This window comes from Paracoccus versutus (assembly GCF_000763885.1).
Taxonomy (GTDB): Bacteria; Pseudomonadota; Alphaproteobacteria; order Rhodobacterales; family Rhodobacteraceae; genus Paracoccus; species Paracoccus versutus.
Window position 1 is genome coordinate 1 of sequence record NZ_JRKO01000017.1, and the last position, 23,489, is coordinate 23,489.

Below are 23,489 nucleotides of genomic sequence, written 5' to 3' on the forward strand. Positions count from 1 at the left end.
CCCCCAAACCAGCCCCCCTTTCCCCAGCAAACGCAGGAACAAAAACACGAGAATCAAACCAAATAACAACAAAGGCCAGGAGTCCCACACCTTCAGCGCCCAGAGCCAATGCACCGCCGCCAGAATCGCCGCCGGATAGATCAGCCGGTGCAATTGCCGCCAGCGCGCGCCCATGCGGCGGATCGAGAATCGGTTCGACGTCACCGCCAGCGCCAGCAGCATGACGAAGGCCAGCATGCCGAAGACCAGATAGGGCCGCTTCACCACGTCCCTGAGCATCTGCGCCCAGAGGAAGGCCATGTCGAAGACCACCCAGGCCGCCAGGTGGCAGGCGACATAGGCAAAGCAGATCAGCCCAAGCGCCTGGCGAAAGCGCATCAGGTTCAGCCGGGTCAGCCGCAGCAGCGGCGTCACCGCCAGGGTCGTCAGCAGGAAATAGATCGCGGTGCGGCCCAGGCGGTGCTCGATGTCGCGCACCGGATCGACGCCCAGATTGCCCTGGAGCGTGTCCCAGACCAGCAGGCCCAGCGGGATCAGCCCCGCCAGCCAGACTGCCCAGACCGGGACATGCCGCAGCCAGCGATTAAGGTGCTGCACCATCAGTAATGCTTTGCCAGGTCCATGCCCGCGTAGAGCCCGGCCACCTGTTCGCCATAGCCGTTGAACATCAGCGTATCCTGCCGGCCGCCGAAAAGACCGCGGCCGATCCGCCTTTCGGTGGCCTGCGACCAGCGCGGGTGGTCCACCTGCGGGTTCACATTGGCATAGAACCCGTATTCGCCGGGCTGCATCATCTGCCAGCTGCAGGGCGGCTGCGTATCGGTCACGGTGATCGCCACCACCGACTTGATCGACTTGAAGCCGTATTTCCACGGCACCACCAGCCGGATCGGCGCACCGTTCTGGTTGGGCAGCACGCGCCCGTAAAGCCCGGTCGCCAGGATGGTCAGCGGGTGCATGGCCTCGTCCAGCCGCAGCCCCTCGCGATAGGGCCAGTCGAGGATGCGGGCGCGCTGGCCGGGCATCTGCTCGGGGTCGTGCAGGGTGCGGAAGGCGACGAATTTCGCGCCGGGCTGCACGCCCACCTTGTCCAGCACCGCCGCCAGCGGCACGCCCAGCCAGGGGATGACCATGGACCAGGCCTCGACGCAGCGCAGGCGATAGATGCGCTCTTCCAGCGCCGATTCCGGGGCCAGATCCTCGACGCCGTAGCTGCCGGGCCGGTCCACCATGCCGTCGACCGCCACCGACCAGGGCGAGGTCTTCAGGCTGCCGGAATATTGCGCCGGATCGCTCTTGCCGGTGCCGAATTCGTAGAAGTTGTTGTAATGCGCGATGTCCTCCAGGCTGTTCGGCGTCTCGTCGGTCGAGAAGGCCGAAGGCCGCCCCTGCAGCCCCAGGGCGGGCGTCGCCAGCGCCGCGATGCCCGCGGCCAGAAAGGCGCGGCGGTTCAGGTAATCCGCCTCGGGCGTCACATCGGACCATTTCAGCTTCATGGCGCTTCTCTCCCTGTCGCCCGCATATCATGCCACCCGGCGCGCAGGATGCCGATGAAACTCGGCGTGATTTCCGCGCGAGCGCCGGGCAGGAAAAAGGGGCGGATGCCGCGCATCCGCCCCTTTCGCGTCTCAGTGCAGCGGCACCCGCGGCCCGCTTTCATCCGCCGAGCCCAGGTGGGCCGAGGAGACGCGGTTGCCGACGACCAGCCCCTCGGGCCCGGCGGTGACATGGACGGTATGGCCGTCCAGAACCTCGCCGGCCAGGATCATCTCGGCCAGGGGGTTTTGCAGGCTGCGCTGCATCACCCGCTTCAGCGGCCGGGCGCCGAAGACCGGGTCATAGCCTTCGTCGGCCAGCCATTTCAGCGCCGCCTCGTCCAGGTCCAGCCCGATCTTGTGCTGGGCCAGCCGACCCTCCAGCTGCGCAAGCTGGATGCGGACGATGGCGTCCATGTTCTCGCGCGTCAGCCGGTGGAAGATGACGATCTCGTCCAGCCGGTTCAGGAACTCGGGCCGGAAATGCGCCCGGACCGCGTCCATCACCTGCGTCCGCGCCTGGCCCGAATCGGCGCCTTCCGGCAGGGCCGACAGCGCCTGCGCCCCGAGGTTCGAGGTCAGCACGATCAGCGTCTGCTTGAAGTCCACCGTCCGGCCCTGGCCGTCGGTCAGCTGGCCGTCGTCCAGAACCTGCAGCAGCACGTTGAACACGTCCGGGTGCGCCTTTTCGACCTCGTCGAACAGGATCACCTGATAGGGGCGGCGCCGCACCGCCTCGGTCAGCACGCCGCCCTCGTCATAGCCGACATAGCCGGGGGGCGCGCCGATCAGCCGCGCGACCGAATGCTTCTCCATGAACTCGGACATGTCGATGCGGACCATGGCCGAGTCGTCGTCGAACAGGTATTCGGCGATGGCCTTGGTCAGCTCGGTCTTGCCGACGCCGGTCGGGCCGAGGAAGAGGAAGCTGCCCAGGGGCCGCTTGGGGTCGTTCAGCCCCGCCCGCGCCCGCCGCACGGCGTTCGACACGGCCGTCACCGCCTCGGACTGGCCGATGACGCGGCGGCCCAGCACGTCCTCCATCTTCAACAGCTTCTCGCGCTCGCCCTCCAGCATCTTGCTGGTGGGGATGCCGGTCCAGCGTTCCACCACCTCGGCGATCTGCTCGGGGCGGACGGTCTCCTCGACCAGCAGGCCGTCGTTATGGCCCTCTGCCTCGGCCAGCTGCCGCTCGAGTCCGGGGATGATGCCATAGCTCAGCTCGCCGGCGCGGGCCAGGTTGCCCTCGCGCTTGGCCTGGTCCAGTTCGGCGCGGGCGCGGTCAAGCTGCTCCTTCAGCGTGCGCGAGCCTTCCAGCTTGTCGCGTTCGGCCTGCCAGCGGGCGGTCAGCGAGGCGGATTTCTCCTGCAATTCCGACAGCTGCTTTTCCAGCTTCTCCAGCCGGTCCTTGGAGGCGGCGTCGTCTTCCTTCTTCAGCGCCTCGGCCTCGATCTGCATCTGCAGGATCTGCCGGTCCAGCTGGTCCAGCTCTTCGGGCTTGCTGTCCACCTCCATGCGCAGCCGGCTCGCGGCCTCGTCCACCAGGTCGATGGCCTTGTCGGGCAGGAAGCGGTCGGTGATGTAGCGATGCGACAGCGTCGCAGCAGCCACCAACGCAGCGTCCGAGATACGGACGCCGTGGTGCAGCTCATATTTCTCCTTGATGCCGCGCAGGATGCTGATGGTGTCCTCGACCGTCGGCTCCTCGACCATGACCGGCTGGAAGCGCCGGGCCAGGGCCGCATCCTTTTCAATATACTTGCGGTATTCGTCCAGCGTGGTCGCGCCGACGCAATGCAACTCGCCCCGCGCCAGCGCCGGCTTGATCAGGTTCGCGGCATCCATGGCGCCGTCGGTCTTGCCGGCGCCGACCAGAACGTGCAGCTCGTCGATGAACAGCACGACCTCGCCGGCGGCGTTCTCGATCTCCTTCAGGACGGATTTCAGCCGCTCCTCGAACTCGCCGCGGTATTTCGCGCCGGCGATCAGCGCGCCCATGTCCAGCGCCCAAAGCTGCTTGTTGCGCAGCGATTCGGGCACGTCGCCATCGACGATGCGCAGCGCCAGCCCCTCGGCGATGGCGGTCTTGCCCACGCCGGGCTCGCCGATCAGCACCGGGTTGTTCTTGGTGCGCCGCGACAGCACCTGCATGGCGCGGCGGATTTCCTCGTCCCGGCCGATGATCGGGTCGATCTTGCCCTCGGCCGCGGCCTCGGTCAGGTTGCGGGCGTATTTCGACAGCGCCTCGTAGCTGTCCTCGGCGCTGGCGGTGTCGGCCGTGCGCCCCTTGCGGATATCGTTGATCGCCGAATTCAGCCCCTGGGCCGTCACCTTGCCGGCCGCCAGCGCGTCGCGCGCATTGGTGTTGACGACGGCCAGCGCGGTCAGCACCCGCTCGGCCGGGACGAAACTGTCGCCGGCCTTCTTGGCCAGCTTCTCGGCCTCGTCCAGCACGCGCACCAGCGAGGGGTCGACATAGACCTGCCCCTGCCCGCCACTGACCTTGGGCTGTTTCGCCACCGCCTGGTCGACGGCCTGGCGCACGGCCTGGGCATCGCCCCCGGCCCGCGCGATCAGGTTGCTGGCAAAGCCCTGCTCGTCGTCCATCAGCGCCTTGAGCAGATGTTCGGGCATCACGCGCTGGTTTTCCTCGCGGATGGCGATGGTCTGCGCCGCTTGCAGGAAGCCCCGCGACCGTTCCGTGAACTTTTCCATATCCATATGAAAATCCTTTCCTCAGCCCCCGCTTTGGATCGCCCGCATTGGCACGATCCGGCTCGGGTCTTGCCAGTCACATGGGCAGGAACAAACGGGGTTTCAAGACAGAGGGTTCCCGCCTATAAGCGGCCCGTTTGTCGCAGGGGCCGAGGGAAAACATGGACGACCGTCTGATCGTGGCGCTGGACGTGCCGAACGCGCTGGCCGGGCTGGAACTGGCCGAAAGGATCGGCGATGCCGCCAGCTTCTACAAGATCGGCCTGGGCATGCTGACCGGCGGCGGCCTCGCGCTCGCCAACGAGCTGAAGCAGGAACACGGCAAGCGCATCTTCCTGGACATGAAGTTCTTCGACATCGGCGCCACGGTCGAGGCGGCGGTGAAAGGCATCGCGCAATACGACCTGGATTTCCTGACCGTGCATGGCGACCCGCATGTGGTCAGGGCGGCGAAACAGGGGGCAAGCGGCTCGGGGCTGAAGATCCTGGCCGTGACCATCCTGACCTCGCTGGACCGCGCCGACCTGGATGCCGGGCTGATCGTGCCGGGCGACCTGGCCGAGATCGTGGCGACCCGCGCCGCCCGCGCCTTCGAGGCCGGGGCGGACGGCGTCATCGCCAGCCCGCGCGAGGCAGCGCTGATCCGCGCCCTGCCCGAGGCGGCGGGCCGGCTGATCGTCACCCCCGGCGTGCGCCCGGCCGGCAGCGATGCCGGCGACCAGAAGCGGATCGAGACGCCGGCCACCGCCATCGCCCAAGGCGCCGACCATATCGTCGTCGGCCGGCCGATCTGGCAGGCGGCCGACCCGCGCGCCGCGGCGCAGGCGATCCAGGCGGAACTGGCCGGGGCGTAATCAGCCGAAATTGCGCTGCATGACCGGCGCCAGATCCTCCCGCGCCGCCGTGGCGCGGGCGATGGACCAGACCTTGGGCGCATGGCGCTCGAACCATTCCGGGCCGGGCTTCCAGTTGGTCATCGCCGCCAAGTAGATGTCCAGCGCCGAGAACCGCTCGCCCAGAAACCAGGGCGCGCCCACCACGCCCTCCACCGCGGTCCAAAGCTCCTGCAACCGCGCCGTGGTGGCCTCGCCCAGCTCCTTCTGCGCCGCCGGGTCGGTCAGGAACCGCGCCGGATCGTCGCCAAAGGTGAAACAGGGATAGACCTGCGCCACCAGGAAGATCAGCCAGCGCAGGAAGCGCGGCCGCTCGGCGGCCCCGGCCTCGGGCACCAGATCGTCCCTTTCGGTCATGTCGGCCAGGTGCAGCGTGATCGCCGCGCTTTCCGACATGACCCGGCCGTCGGGCAGGATCAGCACCGGGATCTGCCCTGCCGGGCTGATCCGCATCAGTTCGCGCCTGGCGGCCGGGTCCAGGAACAGGTCCGCGACCTCGATCCCCTCGGCCTTCAGCCCGTAATGCGCCAGCTGGGCCTCGACGATGGCCGAGCCCCAGCCGTTGCGACGATAAAGCTGCATGCGGGACATGGATGCCTCCTTGCTGCGATGGGCCGATCATGCACGCCGCGGGGCGATTCTCAAATCCCGCAGCCCGCGCCGACAAGGACCAGCCGCACGCGGTCGCGAAAATGCGGCACGGCGCGCGGATGGGCGACGAATTCGGCAACCGGCATCATGCGCCATTCCTGCCCCTCGTCGCCAAAGCGGATCGCCGCGATCTCGGCCGCGGTGATGGTGCCGCGAAACAGCCAGGACAGGCGGCCAGGGTCCAGGACCGAGGGAAAGGCCCGCCCCGCCAGCCGCCCTTCCGGCAGACGCAGCCCGAATTCCTCGTCCAGTTCGCGCAGGGCGCATTCGACCGGCGTCTCGCCCGGCTCGGCCCCGCCGCCGGGCAGGTCCCAATGCGCCGGAAAGGGGATCCAGTCGTAATCGTCGCGCAGGCAGGTCAAAAGGCCCGCGCCATGGGTCAGCACCAGCTTGGCACCGACAAAGCCTAGTTGTCGTTGATGTCGCGGGTCCAGCGCCGCACCTCGCCCCGCTTGGCGCCGAAGATGCGCCGCAACGCCAGCCAGATCACGCCGGTCAGCACCGCCGCGACCACCAGCGCCATCGGCAGCCCGCCCGGCCACAGGCCCAGAAGCAGCGCCAGCCCCATCAGCAGCACCGCGCCGGCCAGGCCCAGGAAGAACCAGCCCGGCAGCGCCAGCTCCACCGCCGCCAGGATCAGCGCCGCGATGATCCAGATCCAGCCGTTCGCCCAGCTCATTTGCCACCCCGCAGCATGCGGAAGGCATCGCCAAGCGCCTCGACGGCCGAGGCCGGGACGATCACCGTCTGCTTGCCCTGGCCCTTGCCGACCTCGGCCAGCACTTCGACCTGGCGCATGGCGACCTGGTATTGCGCCGCCTCGATCCCGCCCTCGCGGATCGCGGTGGCGATGGCCGCGGTGGCATAGGCCTCGGCATCGGCCAGCATGCGCTTGGCCTTGGCCTGCTGCTCGGCGGCGTAAAGGTCGCCGTCGGCCGCCAGCTCCACGGCACGGCGGCGGCCCTCGGCCTCGGTCACCTGGGCGCGGCGGGCGCGTTCGGCGTTCAGCTGTTGCAGCATGGCGGCCCGCGTCGCCTCGTCCAGGTTGACGTCCAGGATCTCGGCCCGCGTCACCTCGATGCCCCAGTCGTCGACGATATTGGCCAGCGATTCGCGGATGCGCTCGATCAGGGGGGCCCGGTTCGACTGCACCTGGTCCAGTTCCATCGTGCCGATTTCCGAGCGCACGATCCCCGCCACCGTGGTGGTGATCGCCGCATCCACGTCGCGGATGCGATAGACGGTCTTTTCCGGCTCGATGATGCGATAGAAGACGCTGGTTTCCACCTGCACCAGCACGTTGTCCGCCGTGATCGCATCCTGGCGCGAGGTCGGCAGCTGGCGTTCCAGGATGGAGATCCGATGCGCCACCCGGTCAAGGAAGGGGACGATGAAATTGATCCCCGGCCCCAGCACCGCATGCAGCCGGCCGAAGCGCTCGACGACGTATTTCTCGGATTGGGGAACGATGCGGACGGCGCGGCTGACGGCGAACAGGATCACCAGCGCCAGCACGATCAGGGCGATGTTCTGGCCGATCATCTCGGCGATTTCGGGCGGCATCGCATTTCCTTTCCTTGGTCACTCGGCGGCGAAGGCCGCGTCGCTGGCATCCGGGCGCAGCCGCGCCAGCCGGGCGACGACGCGGGCGAAACGGGCGCGGAACAGCTCGAAGTCCGGGCGCGGCTCGATCCGGCCCTCGTCCATGTAGAGCGAGCGGTCCAGTTCCAGCTGCACGACATGGACATTGTTGCGCGGCCGGCCATAGGTCTGGGTGATATAGGCGCCGGAAAAGGGCGAGTTGCGCCGCAGCCGGAAACCCTCGGCCGCCACCGCCTCGGCCACGCCGGCGCTGATCCGCGGCGCGGCCGAGACCCCGTTGCGGTCGCCCAGCACCATGTCGGGGCGCGGGCGCGGCAGGTGGGTCAGCGCATCGCGCGGCATGGAATGCATGTCGATCAGGATGGCGCCGCCGAACTGCGCCACCGCCTCGCCGATCAGCGCCGAAAGCGCGCGGTGATAGGGATGCCACAGCCGGGCGATGCGGCTTTCGGCCTCGGCTCGCGGGATCGGCCGGTCGTGGATGGCGCGCCCCTGCGAGACGACGCGGGGAATCACCCCCAGCCCCGCCATGATGCGCGGATTGCTGACCGCCGGCGTGGCACCAGAGACCACCAGCGGGTCGATTTCCTCGGGGCCGCGGTTCAGGTCCACCACGCAGCGCGGCACCCGCGCGGTCAGCACCACGGCGCCATGGTCCAGCGCCGGCTGGATCAGCCGGTCCACGAAGGCATCCTCGGACGAGCGCAGCTGCTGCGGGTCCAGGCGCGATTCGGCCAGGAACCAGTCGGGATAGGCGCGGCCCGAATGCGGCGAGGCAAAGATCACCCCGCCCAGCCACGATCGCGGCCGCATCAGATCGAAAGTCGGCTCTTCCCTGGTCATCCTGGCTTTCCCCGGCGGCGCAGAGGGCGCCATTCTGGACGGTCGAGACAGGAAGATTTATAAACCATGTTCGAGGAAGGCCAATAGCCGTCGATTGAGGGCTTGAAACCCCTGGGCGAGGTGGCTATAGACACGCCGATCCAGGCGATCTGGCGGCGCAGGCCGGCAGAATCACCTGACGGGGGGCGGTTAGCTCAGCGGTAGAGCACTACGTTGACATCGTAGTGGCCACTGGTTCGATCCCAGTACCGCCCACCATTCATTTCGCGCCCCCGAGGCTTTTTCGGGGGTATTTCGTTTTCAAGGCGCGACCTAGCGATGCGCCGCGATAGGAGAAGACCGATGAAGGTTCGCAATTCGCTCCGCTCGCTCAAGAGCCGCCACCGTGACTGCCAAGTCGTGCGCCGCAAGGGCCGCATCTACATCATCAACAAGACCAATCCGCGCTTCAAGGCCCGCCAGGGCTGAGAACCGGCGGTCAGCCAAATTGAGGAACGCCCGCAGGCCCCGTGCCGCGGGCGTTTTCGCATTGCGCGGTTGGTGCGCAGCAGGTGGGGGCTGACTGCCCCCACACCCCCGTGGATATTTCCACACGGAAGAAAATCGGAAGCGCGTCAGGGCCGCGCGGCGAGGATTCGGGCGAGACGAAGCGGCCCAGCAGGATCGCCGCAGCGGCCTGGCCCAGGGCGAGCCCGCAAATCGCGGCCGGGGTGCCGGGGCGCGGCAGGCTTCAAGCCATGGTCCAGGGAAGGCGGCATGTGTGTCGCGCGCCCAGCCGGGCGAGGCGGCATGCGCAAGGGCGCGGCCCTGGCCGATGGCGGCGGCCGAGGGCACAAGCAGCACGAAAAAACCCGAAAGGGATCATCGCTGCCAGCGCGCTTGGCACGCGTTGAGAGGCATGACGAAGAGGACGCCGAGACGTCGTCCCGCCGGGGCTAGCGCAGGACATCCGCCAGCAGGCCCGAGACCGTCTGCCGGGTGACATAGCCGGTGACGCGCAGGTTGCGCGCCGCTTGGTAGCGGCGCAGCGCCGCGCGGGTTTCCTCGGTGAATTCGCCGTCGGCCGGGCCCGGCTGCATGCCGGCGATGCGCAGCCGCTCTTCGATCAGGCGGCGGGTCGAGGGGGCCAGGCCGAGCCCCGCCTCTTCGCGCCGCGCCGCCTCGATGCCGGCGCGCAGGGTGGCCAGGCGGTCGCGCGCGGCAGGCGCGTGGGTGCCGGCCGGGAAGCGTTCCAGGTAGGTCTCGTAGGCCGCGGCCGAGCCCTGTCGGCGGGCCCAGCGCCAGGTCGCCTCGTCGCCCTGGGGGGTGTCGCGGCCGGCATTGGCCAGCTGGCGCCGGGCCGCTTCGGCATGGATGCCCTGGGGATAGCGGTCGAGATAGGCGCGCAGCCCCTCGGCTTCGCCGGCCGCGCCGCTTTGCTGCCAGAAGGCGCGGTCCTGGGCGGCGGTATCGGTCGCGCTGCCTTCCGCCTGGGCGGCGAGCATCCGCACCTGCGGCCCGGTCAGGTGCCCGGTCGCCGTCAGCCCGTTGGCGCGCTGCCAAGCCGCGATCGCCAGGCGCGTGCGCGGGCCGAAGACGCCGTCGGCCGGGCCCGGCTGCCGGCCGAGCCGCGACAGCTGGCGCTGGATGGCGGCGCGCCCGGCCGGGCCGAGCGAAAGCGCCTGTTCGGCCGCCACCGCCGGCGAGGGTTGCGATGCGGGCCTTGCCGGCGGGGCGGGGCGCAATTCGGCCAGCCGCTTGCGCGCCGCGCCGGCATGGCGTCCGACGGGAAACTCTTTCAGATAGGTCGCATAGGCTGCGGCCGTATCGGCCGCGACGGCCTGGCTCCAGGCGGCACGGTCGGCATAGCGCACACCCGGCGCGCGGCCGATCTGCGCCAGCCGTTCGCGCGCATCCGCGGCATAGATCCCCTGCGGATAGCGCGCCAGATAGTCGCGGTAGGCCGGGGCGCCGTCCGCCACCGCGGCTTCGGCCCAGGCATCGCGGTCGTCGGCCAGCGCATCGGCGGTATTGCGGGATGGCACCGGGCGCAGGTTGCCCGCATCCTCGGGCAGCAGGGCAAGTGCCCGGCCAGCGGTGGCCTGGGCCAGCGTCGCCCCGCCGAGCAGCCCGGCCAGGGCGCGGGCCCCGGCCTCGGGCGGGCCGGTGACGACCGAGACCCCGGCCGGCGGCCGAAGCGCGCCGATACCGTTTTCCAGCCCCGGCCGGTGCGGCATCTGCTGCGCATCGGTGCCCAGGATCAGCACCGAGCCCGGCTCGCCCCCCGCCATCAGCCGCATCACCAGCGACAACGGCACGCCCTGCACCCCGGCCGCCGCCGGGCCGGGCGCATCGGCATCGGTGCCCATGAACCAGGTCTCGTCCGCGTCATGCAGGAAGCGGCCGTTCAGCGCCACGATGTGCGCGCCGGGATCGGCATCGGCACGGGCCAGCGCCTCGAGCAGCCGGCGCAGCGGCCGCGCCTCCAGGTCGACGCCCTGCTGGGTGGTGAAGCCCGCCTCGCGCAGCGCCTTCGCCAGGGCCATGGTGTCCGAGCCGGCCAGGTCGGGGGCGCTGCGATAATCGGCATTGCCGATGATGACGGCGCGATTCTCGGCCCAGGCGGGCACGGCCCCGACCAGGGCAGCAAGCAGGACGACGGCGATGCGCATCGGGCGACCTCATTCCGGGGGGCCGGAATCAGTCGTAGCTGCGTCGGTCCTCGATCACCTTGCCGTCGTTCGGCAGCGAGCCCGGCGCAACCAGTTCCACCCGGCCGCGAAGTTTCAGTGTATCCAACACCGTTCCTTCGTATCTTGCCGCATCCTCGGCCCCGGTTTCCAGCAGCACCGTCATCACATCCATGTCCCCGGACCGGTCCGCGACAACACGAGCGCGTGAGATTTCCGGGTGGCGGGCAACCAGCGCCGCCACCTGCTCGGGGCGCACGAACATGCCCTTGATCTTGGTGGTCTGGTCGGCGCGGCCCATCCAGCCCTTGATGCGCATGTTGGTGCGCCCGCAGGGGCTGGCCCCCGGCAACACCGCGGAAAGATCCCCGGTGGCAAAGCGCAACAGCGGATAGTCCGGGTTCAGCGTGGTGACGACGACCTCGCCCACCTCGCCATCCGGGACCGGGGTGCCGGTGCCGGGGCGGACGATCTCGACGATCACCCGCTCGTCCACGATCATCCCCTCCATGGCGGGGGATTCATAGGCGATCAGGCCCAAGTCGGCGGTGGCATAGCATTGCGTCGTGGCGATGCCGCGATCCGCATAGGCCTGGCGCAGGCTGGGAAACAGCGCCCCGCCCGAGACGGCGGCGCGGGTGAAGCGCAACCGCTCGCCCAGTTCCCCGGCCTTGTCGAGCATGATCTTCAGGTAATCCGGCGTCCCGGCATAGACGGTGGTGCCGATATCGACGGCGGCGCGGACCTGCAATTCGGTCTGGCCGGTGCCGGCCGGCAGGGTCGCGGCACCGACCGCGCGGGCGGCACTTTCGAACATCATCCCCGCCGGGGTCAGGTGATAGCCGAAGCAATTGTGGACGATGTCGCCCCGCCCCACGCCCGCCGCATGCAGGAAGCGGCCCAGCCGCCACCAGTCGTCGCCGCGCCGGCCCGGCTCATAGATCGGGCCGGGGCTCTGGAAGACGTTCTCGAAATCCGGCGCCGGCCGGGTGGTGAAGCCGCCGAAGGGCGGAGACGCCTTCTGCGCGGCCGAGAGTTCGGACTTGCGGATCACCGGCAGCCGGGCCAGCGCCTCGCGCGTGGCGATCCGCTCGGGCTCGACATCGCCCAGAAGGCGCGCCAGCCCCGGCGCCGTGCGGGCGCGGGCGACCGCGGCGGGCAATTCGGCCGCCAGCCACGAGGCCCGCTCGTCGGCGCTGCGGGTTTCAAGCTTGTCATAGAATGTCATGGGGGTGCCTTTCTGCCCTCAGGCCAGCCAGCGCTTGCGCCGGCGATAGGACCGCACGTCGCGAAAGCTCTTGCGGCCCTGGTCGGACATGCCGAGATAGAATTCCTTGACGTCCGGGTTCTCGCGCAGCGCATCCGCCGGCCCGTCCATCACCACCCGGCCGCTTTCCAGGATATAGCCGTAATGGGCATAGCGCAGCGCGACATTGGTGTTCTGCTCGGCCAAGAGGAAGGTCACGCCCTCGCCCTCGTTCACCGCCTTGACGATCTCGAAGATCTGCTCGACCAGCTGCGGCGCCAGGCCCATCGAGGGCTCGTCCAGCAGGATCATCTCGGGGCGCGACATCAGCGCGCGGCCCATGGCGCACATCTGCTGCTCGCCGCCCGAAGTATAGCCGGCCTGGCTTTTCCGGCGCTCCTTGAGGCGGGGGAAATAGGAATAGACCATCTCGAGGTCGCGGGCGATGGCGGCGCGCCCGTCGCCGCGGGTATAGGCGCCGGTCAGCAGGTTCTCCTCGATGGTCAGGTGCTCGAAGCAATGGCGCCCCTCCATCACCTGGATCACGCCCTTCTTGACCAGGCTGGCCGGGTCCAGCTCCTGCACCCGCTCGCCGCGATAGCTGATCGCGCCCTTGGTGACTTCGCCGCGCTCGGAATGCAGCAGGTTCGAGATCGCCTTCAGCGTCGTGGTCTTGCCCGCGCCATTGCCGCCCAGAAGCGCGGTGATGCCGCCCTTGGGCACCGACAGGCTGACGCCCTTCAGCACCAGGATGACGTGATTGTAGATCACCTCGATATTGTTGACCTCGAGCAGGGTCTCGCGTTGCGGCGCGGCGTCGAACATGGACTTTCCCTCCAGGCGCGGGTGAAAGGCCCCCGGCGGCGGACCGCCGGGGAAAAGCGGCTCAGCAGCGCGGCGAGATGCCGGCTTCCTTGGCATAGGCCTCGCTGTCCTCGAGGATCAGCGGGTCCAGCACTTCCTGGTCCGGCTCGGTGAAATCGGTGATCAGGCTCCACTTGCCGGCCGAGGCATCCCATTGCTGCAAGCGCGCCATGCCGCTGCCGCCATGGTTGTCGCAGGTCATCTTGATCTCGGGGCCGAAGTCCGGCAGGCCCAGCTCGGCCAGCCGTTCGGGCGTGATGTCCAGCGCCTCGAACCCGTCGCGCAGCTGCGTAGCGTTGATCTGCGCCGTGCCGGCCAGCTCCTGCGCCTTCGCGATCGCCTCGGCGATCACCACCGCCGCATACATGCCACGCGAATACAGCACCGAGCCGACATATTGCCCGCCCTGCGAGGCCTTGCCCGGATCGATGACATGTTTCTTCATGTCCTCGTAGATCGGATAGTCCATGCCCACGCCGTGGAAGGTCAGCGCCTTGTAGCCGTTGGCGCCGGCGCCCACCGGCTTCACGTCCACTTCCGAGCCCGACCAGTAGGTGCCGATGAAATTCTCCATCGGGAAGCGGATGTTGGCGGCTTCCTGGATGGCGGTCTGGTTCATCACGCCCCAGCCCCACATCAGCACGTAGTCGGGCTTGTCGCGGCGGATCTGCAGCCACTGGCTTTTCTGTTCCTGGCCGGGCGGGTCGACCGGCAGTTCGGTCAGGGTGAAGCCGTGCTTCTTGGACAGTTCCTGCAAGGTGCGGATCGGCTCCTTGCCATAGGCCGAGTTATGATAGACCAGCGCGATCTTCTTGCCGTTCAGGTCGCCGCCGTTCTGGTCCAGCAGATACTTGATGGCGACGCTGGCGCCGTCCCAATAGTTCGCCGGCGCGTTGAACACCCATTCGAAGACCTTGCCGTTCTTGGCCGAGGTCCGGCCGTAGCCGGGGGTATAAAGCGGGATCTTGTCGGCCGAGACCTTGGGGATCAGCTGATAGGTGATGCCGGTGGACAGCGGGTTGTAGACCAGCGCGCCCGAGCCCTTGGTCGCCTCGTAGCACTCGACGCCCTTCTCGGTGTTATAGGCGGTCTCGCATTCCGGGGTCTGGATCTTCTCGCCGCCGATGCCGCCGTCGCGTTCGTTGAGCAGCGTGAAGTAATCGTTGAACCCATCGGCATATTGCGTGCCGTTCGCACCATAAGGCCCGGTGCGATAGCTGAGGTTGGGCACCACCAGGTCGGCCATGGCCGGCGCCGCCGCCATGACGGCGCCCAGTGCGACAGTTGCAAGCTTCAGTTTCATCTTGGTCTCCTCCCCAAGGTTTTGATTGTGCCGGTTGTCCGGTCGTTAATGCGGGAACGGCCAGAGCCGCAGTTTTTCCTTCGTCAGCGCCCAGAGCCGCGCCAGCCCATGCGGCTCGACGATCAGGAAGAACACGATCAGCGCGCCGACGATCATCAGCTCGATGTGGGCGGCCAGGTCGGTGGGCCAGCCGAACTGCGCCACCAGCACGTTCTTCAGCAGCACCGGCAGCAGCACCAGGAAGGCCGCGCCGGCAAAGCTGCCGAAGATGCTGCCAAGCCCGCCGATGATGATCATGAACAGCACCAGGAAGCTCTTGTTGATGCCGAAGGCCTCGCTGGCCTCGGCCGCACCCAGGTAGACCGAGAACAGCAGCGCCCCCGCGATGCCGACGAAGAAGCTGGAGACGGCGAAGGCCGACAGCTTGGCGGTCAGCGGGTTCACCCCGATGATCTCGGCCGCGATGTCCATGTCGCGGATCGCCATCCACTTGCGCCCCACGCTGCCGCGGGTCAGGTTGCGCGCGACCCAGGCCAGCACGACGGCAAAGACGAGGCAGATCAGGTATTTCGCCGAGGCCGTGGTGGCGGGCCCGGTCACCGCCCAACCCAGGATGGTGCGCTCGGGCGCGTTGATCTGGCCCGAGGCGGAATAGTTGTAGAACCACGGCACCTTGTTGAAGAGCCAGACCAGGAAGAACTGCGCGGCCAGCGTCGCCACGGCCAGGTAGAAGCCCTTGATGCGCAGGCTGGGCAGGCCGAAAAGCACGCCGACGACGGCGGTGATCGCCCCCGCCAGGACGATATGGACGACGATCGGCACGCCCGGAAAGCTCGTCATCAGCTTGTAGACCGCATAGGCGCCCACCGCCATGAAACCGCCGGTGCCCAGGCTGACCTGGCCGGCATAGCCGGTCAGGATGTTCAGCCCGATGGCGGCGATGGCATAGATCAGGAAGGGCACCAGAACCGCATTGGCCCAGTAGCTGTCGATGACGAAGGGCACGACCAGGAAGGCCACCGCCAGGATCGCGTAATAGCCCCAGCGATCCAGCCGGATCGGAAAGGTCTGGCCATCGTCGCGATAGCTCGTCTTGAAATCACCCGCCTCGCGGTAAAACATCCGTTCCTCCCAGCGTCACGCCTTGCCCGTGGGGGCTTCGCGCCCCCACGCCCCCGCGGGATATTTCTCCACGGAAGAACGCAAGATTCCGCGCTTCTTTCGTGTCCAAATATCCCCGCCGGAGGCATAGAATCTTTTCATCCTCAGACCCGCTCGATGATGCGCTCGCCGAACAGCCCCTGCGGCCGGAAGACGAGGAAGATCAGCGCCAGCACATAGGCGAACCAGTTCTCGGTCGCCCCGCCGACCATGGAGCCGACGAAATATTCGAACAGCTTCTCGCCCATGCCGATGATCAGCCCGCCGACGATGGCGCCGGGGATCGAGGTGAAGCCTCCGAGCATCAGCACCGGCAGCGCCTTGAGCGCGATCAGCGAGAGCGAGAACTGCACCCCCGATTTCGTGCCCCACATGATGCCCGCGACCAGCGCCACGAACCCGGCGATCGACCAGACCATGATCCAGATGAACTGCAGGCTGATGCCCACCGACAGCGCCGCCTGATGGTCGTCGGCCACGGCGCGCATCGCCCTGCCCTGCTTGGTATATTGCGAGAACCCGACCAGGGCCGCGACCAGCGCCGCCGCGATCACCGCCGCCCAGATGTCCAGCCGGTCGATGAAGAAGCCGTAGCCAAGCCAGTTGTCGGTCATCGTCTCGACCGTCTCGGAAATGCCTTGCGGCAGGCCCACGTCCAGCACCTTCACGTCGGCGCCCCACATCACGTCGCCAAGCCCTTCCAGGAACCAGGCAAGGCCGATGGTGGCCATGAACAGGATGATCGGTTCCTGCCCGACCAGGTGCTTGAGCACCAGCTTTTCGATGGCGATGGCCAGGCCGACCATGATCAGCGCGGTAAGCAGGATGGCGAACAGTCCCGGCACCGTCCAGCCGAAGCTCGACACATGCACGCCGAAGGCCGCGTTGATCAGATGGGCGAAGGGCACGCGGCCCTCCATGATGCCGACCAGCGTCATGGCGGCGAAGAGCGCCATCACCCCCTGGGCATAGTTGAAGACGCCCGAGGCCTTGTAGATCAGCACGAAGCCCAGCGCGACCAGCGAATACATCACCCCGGCCATCAGGCCGTTCGCCAGGACTTCGCTTGCGTAGAGAAATTCCATCCCCGCCCCCTTACTCGTGCGCCACGCCAAGATAGGCGCTGATGACCTCGGGATTGCTGCGCACCTCGTCGGGGGTGCCGTCGCCGATCTTGCGGCCGTAATCCATCACCACCACCCGGTCCGACAGGTCCATGACCACGCCCATGTCGTGTTCGATCAGGGCGATGGTCGTGCCGAATTCGTCGTTCACGTCCAGGATGAAGCGGCACATGTCCTCTTTCTCCTCGACGTTCATGCCGGCCATCGGCTCGTCCAGCAGCAGGATCCGCGGCTCGGCCGCCAGCGCGCGGGCCAGTTCGACGCGTTTCTTCAAGCCGTAAGGCAGCCGGCCGACCGGCGTCTTGCGGATGTTCTGGATTTCCAGGAAGTCGATGATCTTCTCGACCTGCTCGCGGTTCTCGACCTCTTCGCGCTCGGCGCGGCCCCACCACAGCGCCTGGCTCCAGATCGGCGCCTTCATCATGTTCAGCCGCCCGGTCATGATGTTGTCCAGCACCGACATGCCGTCGAACAGCGCGATGTTCTGGAAGGTGCGGGCGATGCCCAGCCGCGCCACCTCATAGGGTTTCATCGGGCCGCGGCGATAGCCCTTGAACCAGATTTCGCCCTCTTGCGGGACATAGAAGCCCGAGATCACATTCAGCATCGAAGATTTCCCGGCGCCGTTCGGGCCGATGATGGCGCGGATCTCGCCCTCGCGGATGTCGAAGCTGATGTCCTTGATCGCCGTCACGCCGCCGAAGCGCAGGGTGATGTTGCGAAGATCCATCAGCACCCCGCCGATCTGGCGGCCGTCGGCGGTGGTATAGCCTTCTTGCATGGTCATTCCGCGGCCACCTTCTGCATGGTCTGGGTCGGGAAGGTCCGGGCGTCCTCGATCTTCAGCGTGGCGCGGATCTCGCCCTTGCGGCCGTCCTCGTAGGTCACCTCGGTGCGGGTGCTGACCGTGTCGCGGCCGTCATAGAGCGCCTCGATCAGGTCGGCATATTTCTCGGCGATGATGTTGCGGCGCACCTTGCGGGTGCGCGTCATCTCGCCGTCGTCGGGGTCGAGTTCCTTGTGCAGCACCAGGAAGCGGCTGATCTGGCAGCCCGAGAGCATCGGGTCGGCGGCGACGGATTCGTTCACCGCCTCGACATGCTGCTTGATCGTCGCATAGACCTGCGGATGGCCGGCCAGTTCCTGGTAGCTGGCATAGGCGATGTTGTTGCGCTCGGCCCAGTTGCCGACCGCGGTCAGGTCGATGTTGATGAAGGCCGTGCACATGTCGCGGCCGGCGCCGAAGACCACCGCCTCCAGGATGTTCGGATAGAACTTCAGCTTGTTCTCGACATATTTCGGCGCGAACATCCGGCCATCGGCCATGCGGCCCACATCCTTGGCGCGGTCGATGATGCGCAGGTGTCCGCTCGCCTCCTCGAAGAAGCCGGCGTCGCCGGTCGCCACCCAGCCCTCGGCATCCTTGGTCGAGGCGGTGCTGTCGGGATTGTTGTAATATTCGACGAAGGTGCCGGGCGAGCGATAGAAGACCTCGCCGCTTTCGGCGATCTTCAGCTCGACGCCGGGCGAGGGCACGCCGACCGTGTCCGAGCGCACCTGCCCGTCCGGCTGCTGGGTGATGAAGACGCTGGCCTCGGTCTGGCCGTAGAGCTGTTTCAGGTTGATGCCCAGCGAACGGTAGAAATCGAAGATCTCGGGCCCGATCGCCTCGCCCGCGGTATAGCCGACGCGGATGCGGGAATAGCCCAGCGTGTTCTTCAGCGGCCCATAGACCAGCAGGTTGCCCAGGCCGTAGCGCAGCCGGTCCAGCGCGCCGACCGGCTTGCCGTCCAGAAGCGCCGGGCCGACGCGGCGGGCGATCTCCATGTAATGCCGGAACAGCCAGCGCTTGAAGCGGCCGGCATCCTCCATGCGGATCATCACCGAGGTCAGCTGGCCTTCGAAGACGCGGGGCGGGGCGAAGAAATAGGTCGGCCCGATCTCGCGCAGGTCGGTCATCATCGTATGCACGCCCTCGGGGCAGTTCACGGTGAAGCCGGCCCAATAGGCCTGCCCGACCGAAAAGATGAAGTCGCCGACCCAGGCCATGGGCAGATAGGCCAGCACTTCCTCGCGCGCGGTCAGGTGGTCGAAGGAGGCGGTGTTCTTGCCGGTCTCGATGATGTTGCGATTGGACAGAACCACGCCCTTGGGCTTGCCGGTGGTGCCCGAGGTATACAGCATCACGCAGGTATCGTCATAGCCCAGTTCGGCGATGCGCGCGTCCAGTTCGTGCCCCAGTCGCTGCTGGGCGGCGCGGCCCTCGGCCTGGACATCGGCCAGCGCGTTCATGCGGGAATGGTCGTATTTCCGCATCCCGCGCTTGTCGGTATAGACCACATGCTCGACCGAGGGGGCACGGGCGCCGACCTCCAGCACCTTGTCCACCTGTTCCTGGTCGCCGCAGACGACGAAGCGCGCGCCGCAATGGTCCAGCACATAGGCCATCTCCTCGGCCACCGCGTCCTGATACAGCGGCACCGGCACCGCGCCGCACATCTGCGCCGCGACCATGGCCCAGTAATGCGCCGGGCGGTTGCGGCCGATGATGGCGACATGATCGCCGCGGTTCAGGCCCAGCACCAGGAAGCCCAGCGCCAAGGCGCGGATCTCGTCCGCGGCCTCGGCCCAGGTCCAGCTTTGCCAGATCCCGAATTCCTTTTCCCGATAGGCGGGCCGGTTGCCGAAGCGTTCGGCATTGCGCGCCAGCAACGCTGGAATCGACTGCAAACCGGCCTGGGCCGCCTCAGCGTTCTGCATGGTTCCTCCCCTTGCCGTCAGGGCTCCTCTTCCCTCTGGCAATCGCAGCTTACTGCGGCAATTCTTGCGTCAGTTTTTCCTGAATCCTACGAATTGTTACAGGGACCGCGCAATGCCAGGAATGGTCACGCCCACGAACGACCGGCACGCCGAACTGACCCGCTCGGGGCTGAACCTGATCCAGCAGGCGATCTCGATCTTTGACGCCGATCTGCGGCTGGCGGTCTGCAACCGCCCCTATCAGGCGATGTTCGGCCTGCCGGACGAGCTGACCCGCACCGGCGCCACCTTCCAGGATACGATCCGCTACCTGGTCCACCGCGGCGAATACGGCCCCCAGGACGACCCCGAGGCCGCGATTCGCGAGCGCGTCGACCAGGCGCGCACCTTCCAGCCGCATTACATGGAACGAAAGCGCGCCGACGGCCGCTGGATCTCGGTCGAGGGGGCGCCGCTCAGCCAGGGCGGCTGGATCGCGGTCTATACCGACATCACCCATATCAAGCGGCAAGAGGCGCTGCTGCGCGCCCGGTCCGAGGAACTCTCGGAGCTGGTGCTGGAGAATGCCGAGCGGCTGTCGGCCGCGAACCGCGCCCTGGCCGCGACCAATGCCGCGCTGGAGGAAGCCAAGCGCATCCTGACCGAATCCGAGGCCCGCACCCGCCACGTCACCGCCATGGTCCCGGCCCATATCGCGCATATGGACCGCGACTATCGCTATACCTTCTCGAACAACCAGATCTCGATGGTGTTTCCCGGCGCGAATCGCTCGATCATCGGCTGCCAATGCGAAACCGTGCTGGGCGACGAGACCTTCGCCCGCATCCGCCCGCACCTGGACCGCGCCATCGCCGGCCAGCCGCAGGTGTTCGAGATCACGCACCCGCCCTCGGGGCGGCGGATCCGCATCGCGCTGACCCCGGACCAGAACGGGCGCGGCGTCTATATCCTGTCCACCGACGTCACCGCCGAGGTGCAGGCGCGCGAGGCGCTGACCCATGCCGCCAAGCGCGCGGTGGCGGCGCAGATGACCTCGGGGCTGGCGCATGACTTCGGCAACCTGCTGACCATCATCCTGGGCCTTCAGGGCCGGCTGGCCCGCGCCGGACTGCCGCCCGAACAGGCCGAGGACGTGCAGGCCACGCTGGCCGCCGCCCGGCGCGGGGTGCGGCTGCTCGACGGCATCTCGGCGCTGACCGGCCGGCGCGAACACCAGCCGCAGCCGGTCGGGCTGCGCGCCATGCTGGACGACCTGGCGGCGATGACCCGGCCGACGCTGGGCGCGGGCGTCACGCTGGACACCCGCATCGGCGATCTGCCGGCGCGGGTGATGCTGGACCCCGGCGTGCTTCAGGACGTGCTGCTCAACCTGATCCTGAACGCGCGCGACGCCATGCGGGGCCGCGGGCGCATCGGCGTCACCGTCCGGCCCGCCGGCCGCTGGCTGGAGATCGCGGTCGCCGATACCGGCCCCGGCTTTTCCGACGAGGCGCTGGCGCGCGCGACCGAGCCCTTCTTCACCACCAAGGGCAGCCAGGGCACCGGCCTTGGCCTGTCGATGGTCTATGACCAGATCAAGCTGGCGGGCGGCACCCTGCGGCTGGGCAATGCCGAGGGTGGCGGCGCGCAAGTGACCATCCGCCTGCCGCTGCGCGCCGCCCGCCCGCAACTGGTGCTGCTGGTCGAGGATGACGACGCCATCCGCGCCCATATCCGCGAGATGCTGACCGCCCAGGGCCATTCGGTGATCGAGGCCGGCTCGCTGGCCGAGGCGCGCGGGTTGACCGACCTGGCCGGGCTGACCATGATCCTCTCCGACCTGCAACTGGGCGACGGTTCGGGGGCGGATCTGCGGGGCCGCGGCCTGCCGCTGGTGCTGATGACGGCGCTGCCGCCGGGCGATCCGCGCAGATCGGGGCTTGACTGCCCGGTCCTGACCAAGCCCTTTGGCGACACCGAACTGGCCGTGGCCATGGCAGAGACAGATGACTGACGCCCCCCTGATCGCCATTCTCGACGACGAGCCCGAAATCCGCCGCCTGCTGTCCTCGGCGCTGGAGGAGGCGGGCTTTCGCACCATAGGCTTCGCCCGCGCCACCGAGTTCGAGGCGGCGCTGCGCCGCATCCAGCCCGATGCCTGCCTGATCGACCTGGGCCTGCCCGACCGCGACGGGCTGGCGCTGGTCCACCGGCTGGCCAGCGAATCCGGCGCGGCGATCATCATCATCTCGGGCCGGGCGCAGGTGCAGGACCGCGTGACCGGGCTGGAGCTTGGCGCCGACGACTACATCATCAAGCCCTTCGAGCCGGCCGAGGTCGTGGCCCGCATCCGCGCCCGGCTGCGCAAGCCCCAGCGCGAAACCGGGCCCGGCCGCCAGCAGGTCCGCTTTGCCGGCTGGTCGGCCGATTTCGACCGCTACACGCTCATCTCGCCCGAAGGCGCCGAGACCCCGATCAGCCATGCCGAGGCCGAGGTCTTGCGCCTGTTCCTGGACAACCCGCGCCGGCTGATCTCGCGCGCGCAGATGCTGGAAACGCTGGGCGGCACGGCGGGGGAAAGCTTCGACCGGGCGATGGACGTGCGCATCTCGCGCCTGCGCACCAAGCTGGGCGAGGATCCCAAGAACCCGCGCCTGATCAAGACGATCTACGGCGCGGGCTATATCTTTCTGGCCGAACTGGGCTAGATTGCCCCCGATCTGCCGGAGAACGCCATGCCCACCGTCTATGTCCTGAACGGCCCGAACCTGAACCTCCTGGGCCAGCGCCAGCCCGAGATCTATGGCAGCACCACGCTGGCCGACGTGGAACGCGACTGCCGGGCGCTGGGTGCCGAGCTTGGTCTGGAGATCGCCTTCCACCAGTCGAACCACGAGGGCGCGATCATCGACCTGATCCACGAGGCGCGGCGATCGGCCCAGGCCATCGTCATCAACCCGGCGGCCTTCACCCACACCTCGGTCGCGATCCTGGATGCGCTGAACACCTTCGACGGTCCGGTGATCGAGGTGCATATCTCGAACGTCCACAAGCGCGAGAGCTTCCGGCACCATTCCTATGTCAGCCTGCGCGCCGAGGGCGTGATCGCCGGCCTGGGCATCCACGGCTACCTGCTGGCGCTGCGCCATGTGGCGAAGCTGGTGGGGTAAGGCTGCGGCGGTGGTTTGAGCCCGAAGCGGACGGCCGAACCGTAGCCGCACTACCTAGACGCACGTTCAACCTCCTGGAATTCAAAGCATTGTTTGCGACTCACGAGGAAAACGCAGCAATCTGTATCGTGAACCCATTCAGAACATTTGAGGCGTGAATATGTATCACCCGCTGACCCGGAAGCACTTGTACAGCGCAACGAGGGTTTCTATGTATTTTGACGAATACGGTAACGAGAAGTCTGCTTCCGGTACGGCATTTTTCCTAAGGACAAGCGCCGGAAAGTTGTATCTTGTATCAAACAGGCATGTCTTCGATGCAAGCTACAGTGACCCCCGCAAGAAAAATTGGGCTTTGAGAAAGGTAGTCGCTGCGGGATATTGTGACGGAAATCTGCTGCCGTTTGATTTTTCCTTTAGCCCACCACAGATTCTGTTTCCAAAAAATGAGAAGGAAGATGTTGCCGCGGTTGATCTGAGCAATGTCAGAATTGACGGAGCGTTGCCAGGCAGCGTGGTACCGATTGAGGAAAGCTACTTAGCGGCAGACGCCGACTTTTCCGAGGTAGATATCTCCGACATTGTGGCTTTCCCAGTGTATCATGGAGCGTCTAATCAGCCGGTAATGCGAACCGGGTGGGTGGCAAGTGATCCATCGCAGAATTTTATCGGGCATGGTCTCAGCGGCGACGCAAGGCGCATTGCAATTGAGGGATTCTCATGGGGCGGCTATTCTGGCTCACCTGTTTTTACTTTAGATAGAGGACTTCAGTCTGGCGCCGGCATTACTTACGGCGGCGGATTTCGAGGAAGTAAAATGATTGGCGTGAATGCTGGCCACATAAAGGTTGCGGATGGGTCGGGCGCACATGCTGGACTATCGTATCTTATTAAAAGCAGTGTTTTAATTGAGTTGCTTTCTTAAATGCCAACGTGAGGTCTTTGCTGATAGATTTCTCCTGCTCATGCAGGCT

General features: G+C 67.2%; 22 protein-coding genes and 1 tRNA gene. 7 read left to right on the plus strand and 16 right to left on the minus strand.

Going from position 1 to position 23,489, the window contains the following annotated elements; genetic code table 11:
* The 3 genes from IT40_RS09090 to clpB form a co-directional block, all read right to left on the minus strand.
* On the minus strand, positions 1 to 600 hold a 600-nt coding region (locus IT40_RS09090; RefSeq protein WP_036753791.1), incomplete at its 3' end, for a protein-methionine-sulfoxide reductase heme-binding subunit MsrQ.
* A complete protein-coding gene (msrP, locus tag IT40_RS09095) occupies positions 600 to 1,496 on the minus strand; it encodes a protein-methionine-sulfoxide reductase catalytic subunit MsrP (protein ID WP_036753549.1) in 897 nt (298 codons plus the stop codon). The genes IT40_RS09090 and msrP, both read right to left, overlap by 1 nt.
* A 132-nt stretch (positions 1,497 to 1,628) precedes the next feature.
* The gene (gene clpB / locus IT40_RS09100; RefSeq protein ID WP_036753552.1) at positions 1,629 to 4,256 is read right to left on the minus strand and encodes an ATP-dependent chaperone ClpB; all 2,628 of its coding nucleotides are present in this window, start codon (positions 4,254 to 4,256) and stop codon (positions 1,629 to 1,631) included.
* Between the two features lie 155 nt (positions 4,257 to 4,411).
* On the opposite strand from clpB, the gene pyrF reads away from it, so the two are divergent.
* The gene (pyrF, locus tag IT40_RS09105; protein WP_036753555.1) at positions 4,412 to 5,104 is read left to right on the plus strand and encodes an orotidine-5'-phosphate decarboxylase; all 693 of its coding nucleotides are present in this window, start codon (positions 4,412 to 4,414) and stop codon (positions 5,102 to 5,104) included.
* On the opposite strand, the gene IT40_RS09110 is transcribed toward pyrF, so the two are convergent.
* Genes IT40_RS09110 through IT40_RS09130 form a run of 5 tightly spaced genes read right to left on the minus strand, consistent with a single transcriptional unit; the run spans position 5,105 to position 8,239 of the window.
* Positions 5,105 to 5,734 carry a glutathione S-transferase family protein gene (locus IT40_RS09110; protein WP_036753557.1) on the minus strand — a complete coding sequence of 210 codons (630 nt, stop codon included), beginning with the start codon at positions 5,732 to 5,734 and terminating at the stop codon, positions 5,105 to 5,107.
* Positions 5,735 to 5,784: 50 nt separating this feature from the next.
* Entirely contained in the window at positions 5,785 to 6,180 is a 396-nt protein-coding gene (locus IT40_RS09115) for an NUDIX hydrolase (RefSeq protein ID WP_116171035.1), read from the minus strand.
* 20 nt (positions 6,181 to 6,200) lie between these two features.
* On the minus strand, positions 6,201 to 6,473 hold the full coding sequence (locus tag IT40_RS29995) for an NfeD family protein (protein ID WP_036753560.1): 273 nt from the start codon (positions 6,471 to 6,473) through the stop codon (positions 6,201 to 6,203).
* Positions 6,470 to 7,357, minus strand: a complete 888-nt coding sequence (locus tag IT40_RS09125; protein WP_036753563.1) for an SPFH domain-containing protein — start codon at positions 7,355 to 7,357, stop codon at positions 6,470 to 6,472. The genes IT40_RS29995 and IT40_RS09125 overlap by 4 nt, the downstream gene beginning before the upstream one ends.
* An 18-nt stretch (positions 7,358 to 7,375) precedes the next feature.
* A complete protein-coding gene (locus IT40_RS09130) occupies positions 7,376 to 8,239 on the minus strand; it encodes an N-formylglutamate amidohydrolase (protein ID WP_036753566.1) in 864 nt (287 codons plus the stop codon).
* Between the two features lie 183 nt (positions 8,240 to 8,422).
* Here IT40_RS09130 and IT40_RS09135 point away from each other — a divergent pair.
* Together IT40_RS09135 and ykgO are read left to right on the plus strand one after the other, a co-directional pair.
* Positions 8,423 to 8,497: transfer RNA gene (locus IT40_RS09135), tRNA-Val, on the plus strand.
* 84 nt (positions 8,498 to 8,581) lie between these two features.
* Complete coding sequence (ykgO, locus tag IT40_RS09140) at positions 8,582 to 8,707, plus strand: type B 50S ribosomal protein L36 (RefSeq protein WP_024842876.1); 126 nt, start codon at positions 8,582 to 8,584, stop codon at positions 8,705 to 8,707.
* Positions 8,708 to 9,174: 467 nt separating this feature from the next.
* On the opposite strand, the gene IT40_RS09145 is transcribed toward ykgO, so the two are convergent.
* The 8 genes from IT40_RS09145 to IT40_RS09180 form a co-directional block, all read right to left on the minus strand.
* Positions 9,175 to 10,890 (minus strand): peptidoglycan-binding domain-containing protein, encoded by a 1,716-nt coding sequence (locus IT40_RS09145; RefSeq protein WP_052095843.1) that lies wholly within the window; start codon positions 10,888 to 10,890, stop codon positions 9,175 to 9,177.
* A 28-nt stretch (positions 10,891 to 10,918) separates the two neighbouring features.
* Entirely contained in the window at positions 10,919 to 12,136 is a 1,218-nt protein-coding gene (locus IT40_RS09150) for a phenylacetate--CoA ligase family protein (RefSeq protein ID WP_036753569.1), read from the minus strand.
* 18 nt (positions 12,137 to 12,154) lie between these two features.
* Positions 12,155 to 12,979 carry an ABC transporter ATP-binding protein gene (locus IT40_RS09155; RefSeq protein ID WP_036753571.1) on the minus strand — a complete coding sequence of 275 codons (825 nt, stop codon included), beginning with the start codon at positions 12,977 to 12,979 and terminating at the stop codon, positions 12,155 to 12,157.
* Between the two features lie 61 nt (positions 12,980 to 13,040).
* Entirely contained in the window at positions 13,041 to 14,321 is a 1,281-nt protein-coding gene (locus IT40_RS09160; protein WP_036753572.1) for an ABC transporter substrate-binding protein, read from the minus strand.
* 45 nt (positions 14,322 to 14,366) lie between these two features.
* Positions 14,367 to 15,443 (minus strand): branched-chain amino acid ABC transporter permease, encoded by a 1,077-nt coding sequence (locus IT40_RS09165; protein WP_036753573.1) that lies wholly within the window; start codon positions 15,441 to 15,443, stop codon positions 14,367 to 14,369.
* 143 nt (positions 15,444 to 15,586) lie between these two features.
* On the minus strand, positions 15,587 to 16,567 hold the full coding sequence (locus IT40_RS09170) for a branched-chain amino acid ABC transporter permease (protein WP_036753574.1): 981 nt from the start codon (positions 16,565 to 16,567) through the stop codon (positions 15,587 to 15,589).
* A 10-nt stretch (positions 16,568 to 16,577) separates the two neighbouring features.
* The gene (locus tag IT40_RS09175; RefSeq protein WP_208021271.1) at positions 16,578 to 17,387 is read right to left on the minus strand and encodes an ABC transporter ATP-binding protein; all 810 of its coding nucleotides are present in this window, start codon (positions 17,385 to 17,387) and stop codon (positions 16,578 to 16,580) included.
* Between the two features lie 2 nt (positions 17,388 to 17,389).
* Complete coding sequence (locus IT40_RS09180) at positions 17,390 to 19,366, minus strand: long-chain fatty acid--CoA ligase (protein ID WP_036753577.1); 1,977 nt, start codon at positions 19,364 to 19,366, stop codon at positions 17,390 to 17,392.
* A 121-nt stretch (positions 19,367 to 19,487) separates the two neighbouring features.
* On the opposite strand from IT40_RS09180, the gene IT40_RS09185 reads away from it, so the two are divergent.
* The 4 genes from IT40_RS09185 (at position 19,488) to IT40_RS28525 (ending at position 23,440) form a co-directional block, all read left to right on the plus strand.
* Positions 19,488 to 21,359 (plus strand): PAS-domain containing protein, encoded by a 1,872-nt coding sequence (locus tag IT40_RS09185; RefSeq protein ID WP_036753579.1) that lies wholly within the window; start codon positions 19,488 to 19,490, stop codon positions 21,357 to 21,359.
* Entirely contained in the window at positions 21,352 to 22,053 is a 702-nt protein-coding gene (locus tag IT40_RS09190) for a response regulator transcription factor (protein WP_036753582.1), read from the plus strand. Before IT40_RS09185 ends, IT40_RS09190 begins: the two co-directional genes overlap by 8 nt.
* Positions 22,054 to 22,080: 27 nt before the next feature.
* Positions 22,081 to 22,515 (plus strand): type II 3-dehydroquinate dehydratase, encoded by a 435-nt coding sequence (gene aroQ, locus IT40_RS09195; protein ID WP_036753585.1) that lies wholly within the window; start codon positions 22,081 to 22,083, stop codon positions 22,513 to 22,515.
* Positions 22,516 to 22,726: 211 nt separating this feature from the next.
* Positions 22,727 to 23,440 carry a trypsin-like serine peptidase gene (locus tag IT40_RS28525; RefSeq protein ID WP_147307249.1) on the plus strand — a complete coding sequence of 238 codons (714 nt, stop codon included), beginning with the start codon at positions 22,727 to 22,729 and terminating at the stop codon, positions 23,438 to 23,440.
* Positions 23,441 to 23,489 lie beyond the last annotated feature (49 nt).

Coding starts and splice junctions, on each gene's coding strand:
- pyrF (WP_036753555.1), top strand. CDS start 4,412: ATGGACGACCGTCTGATCGTGGCGCTGGACGTGCCGAACGCGCTGGCC.
- IT40_RS09165 (WP_036753573.1), bottom strand. CDS start 15,443: ATGTTTTACCGCGAGGCGGGTGATTTCAAGACGAGCTATCGCGACGAT.
- clpB (WP_036753552.1), bottom strand. CDS start 4,256: ATGGATATGGAAAAGTTCACGGAACGGTCGCGGGGCTTCCTGCAAGCG.
- ykgO (WP_024842876.1), top strand. CDS start 8,582: ATGAAGGTTCGCAATTCGCTCCGCTCGCTCAAGAGCCGCCACCGTGAC.
- aroQ (WP_036753585.1), top strand. CDS start 22,081: ATGCCCACCGTCTATGTCCTGAACGGCCCGAACCTGAACCTCCTGGGC.
- msrP (WP_036753549.1), bottom strand. CDS start 1,496: ATGAAGCTGAAATGGTCCGATGTGACGCCCGAGGCGGATTACCTGAAC.
- IT40_RS09150 (WP_036753569.1), bottom strand. CDS start 12,136: ATGACATTCTATGACAAGCTTGAAACCCGCAGCGCCGACGAGCGGGCC.
- IT40_RS09130 (WP_036753566.1), bottom strand. CDS start 8,239: ATGACCAGGGAAGAGCCGACTTTCGATCTGATGCGGCCGCGATCGTGG.
- IT40_RS09160 (WP_036753572.1), bottom strand. CDS start 14,321: ATGAAACTGAAGCTTGCAACTGTCGCACTGGGCGCCGTCATGGCGGCG.
- IT40_RS09155 (WP_036753571.1), bottom strand. CDS start 12,979: ATGTTCGACGCCGCGCCGCAACGCGAGACCCTGCTCGAGGTCAACAAT.
- IT40_RS09175 (WP_208021271.1), bottom strand. CDS start 17,387: ATGCAAGAAGGCTATACCACCGCCGACGGCCGCCAGATCGGCGGGGTG.
- IT40_RS28525 (WP_147307249.1), top strand. CDS start 22,727: ATGTATTTTGACGAATACGGTAACGAGAAGTCTGCTTCCGGTACGGCA.
- IT40_RS09125 (WP_036753563.1), bottom strand. CDS start 7,357: ATGCCGCCCGAAATCGCCGAGATGATCGGCCAGAACATCGCCCTGATC.
- IT40_RS09145 (WP_052095843.1), bottom strand. CDS start 10,890: ATGCGCATCGCCGTCGTCCTGCTTGCTGCCCTGGTCGGGGCCGTGCCC.
- IT40_RS09180 (WP_036753577.1), bottom strand. CDS start 19,366: ATGCAGAACGCTGAGGCGGCCCAGGCCGGTTTGCAGTCGATTCCAGCG.
- IT40_RS09190 (WP_036753582.1), top strand. CDS start 21,352: ATGACTGACGCCCCCCTGATCGCCATTCTCGACGACGAGCCCGAAATC.
- IT40_RS09185 (WP_036753579.1), top strand. CDS start 19,488: ATGGTCACGCCCACGAACGACCGGCACGCCGAACTGACCCGCTCGGGG.
- IT40_RS09110 (WP_036753557.1), bottom strand. CDS start 5,734: ATGTCCCGCATGCAGCTTTATCGTCGCAACGGCTGGGGCTCGGCCATC.
- IT40_RS29995 (WP_036753560.1), bottom strand. CDS start 6,473: ATGAGCTGGGCGAACGGCTGGATCTGGATCATCGCGGCGCTGATCCTG.
- IT40_RS09170 (WP_036753574.1), bottom strand. CDS start 16,567: ATGGAATTTCTCTACGCAAGCGAAGTCCTGGCGAACGGCCTGATGGCC.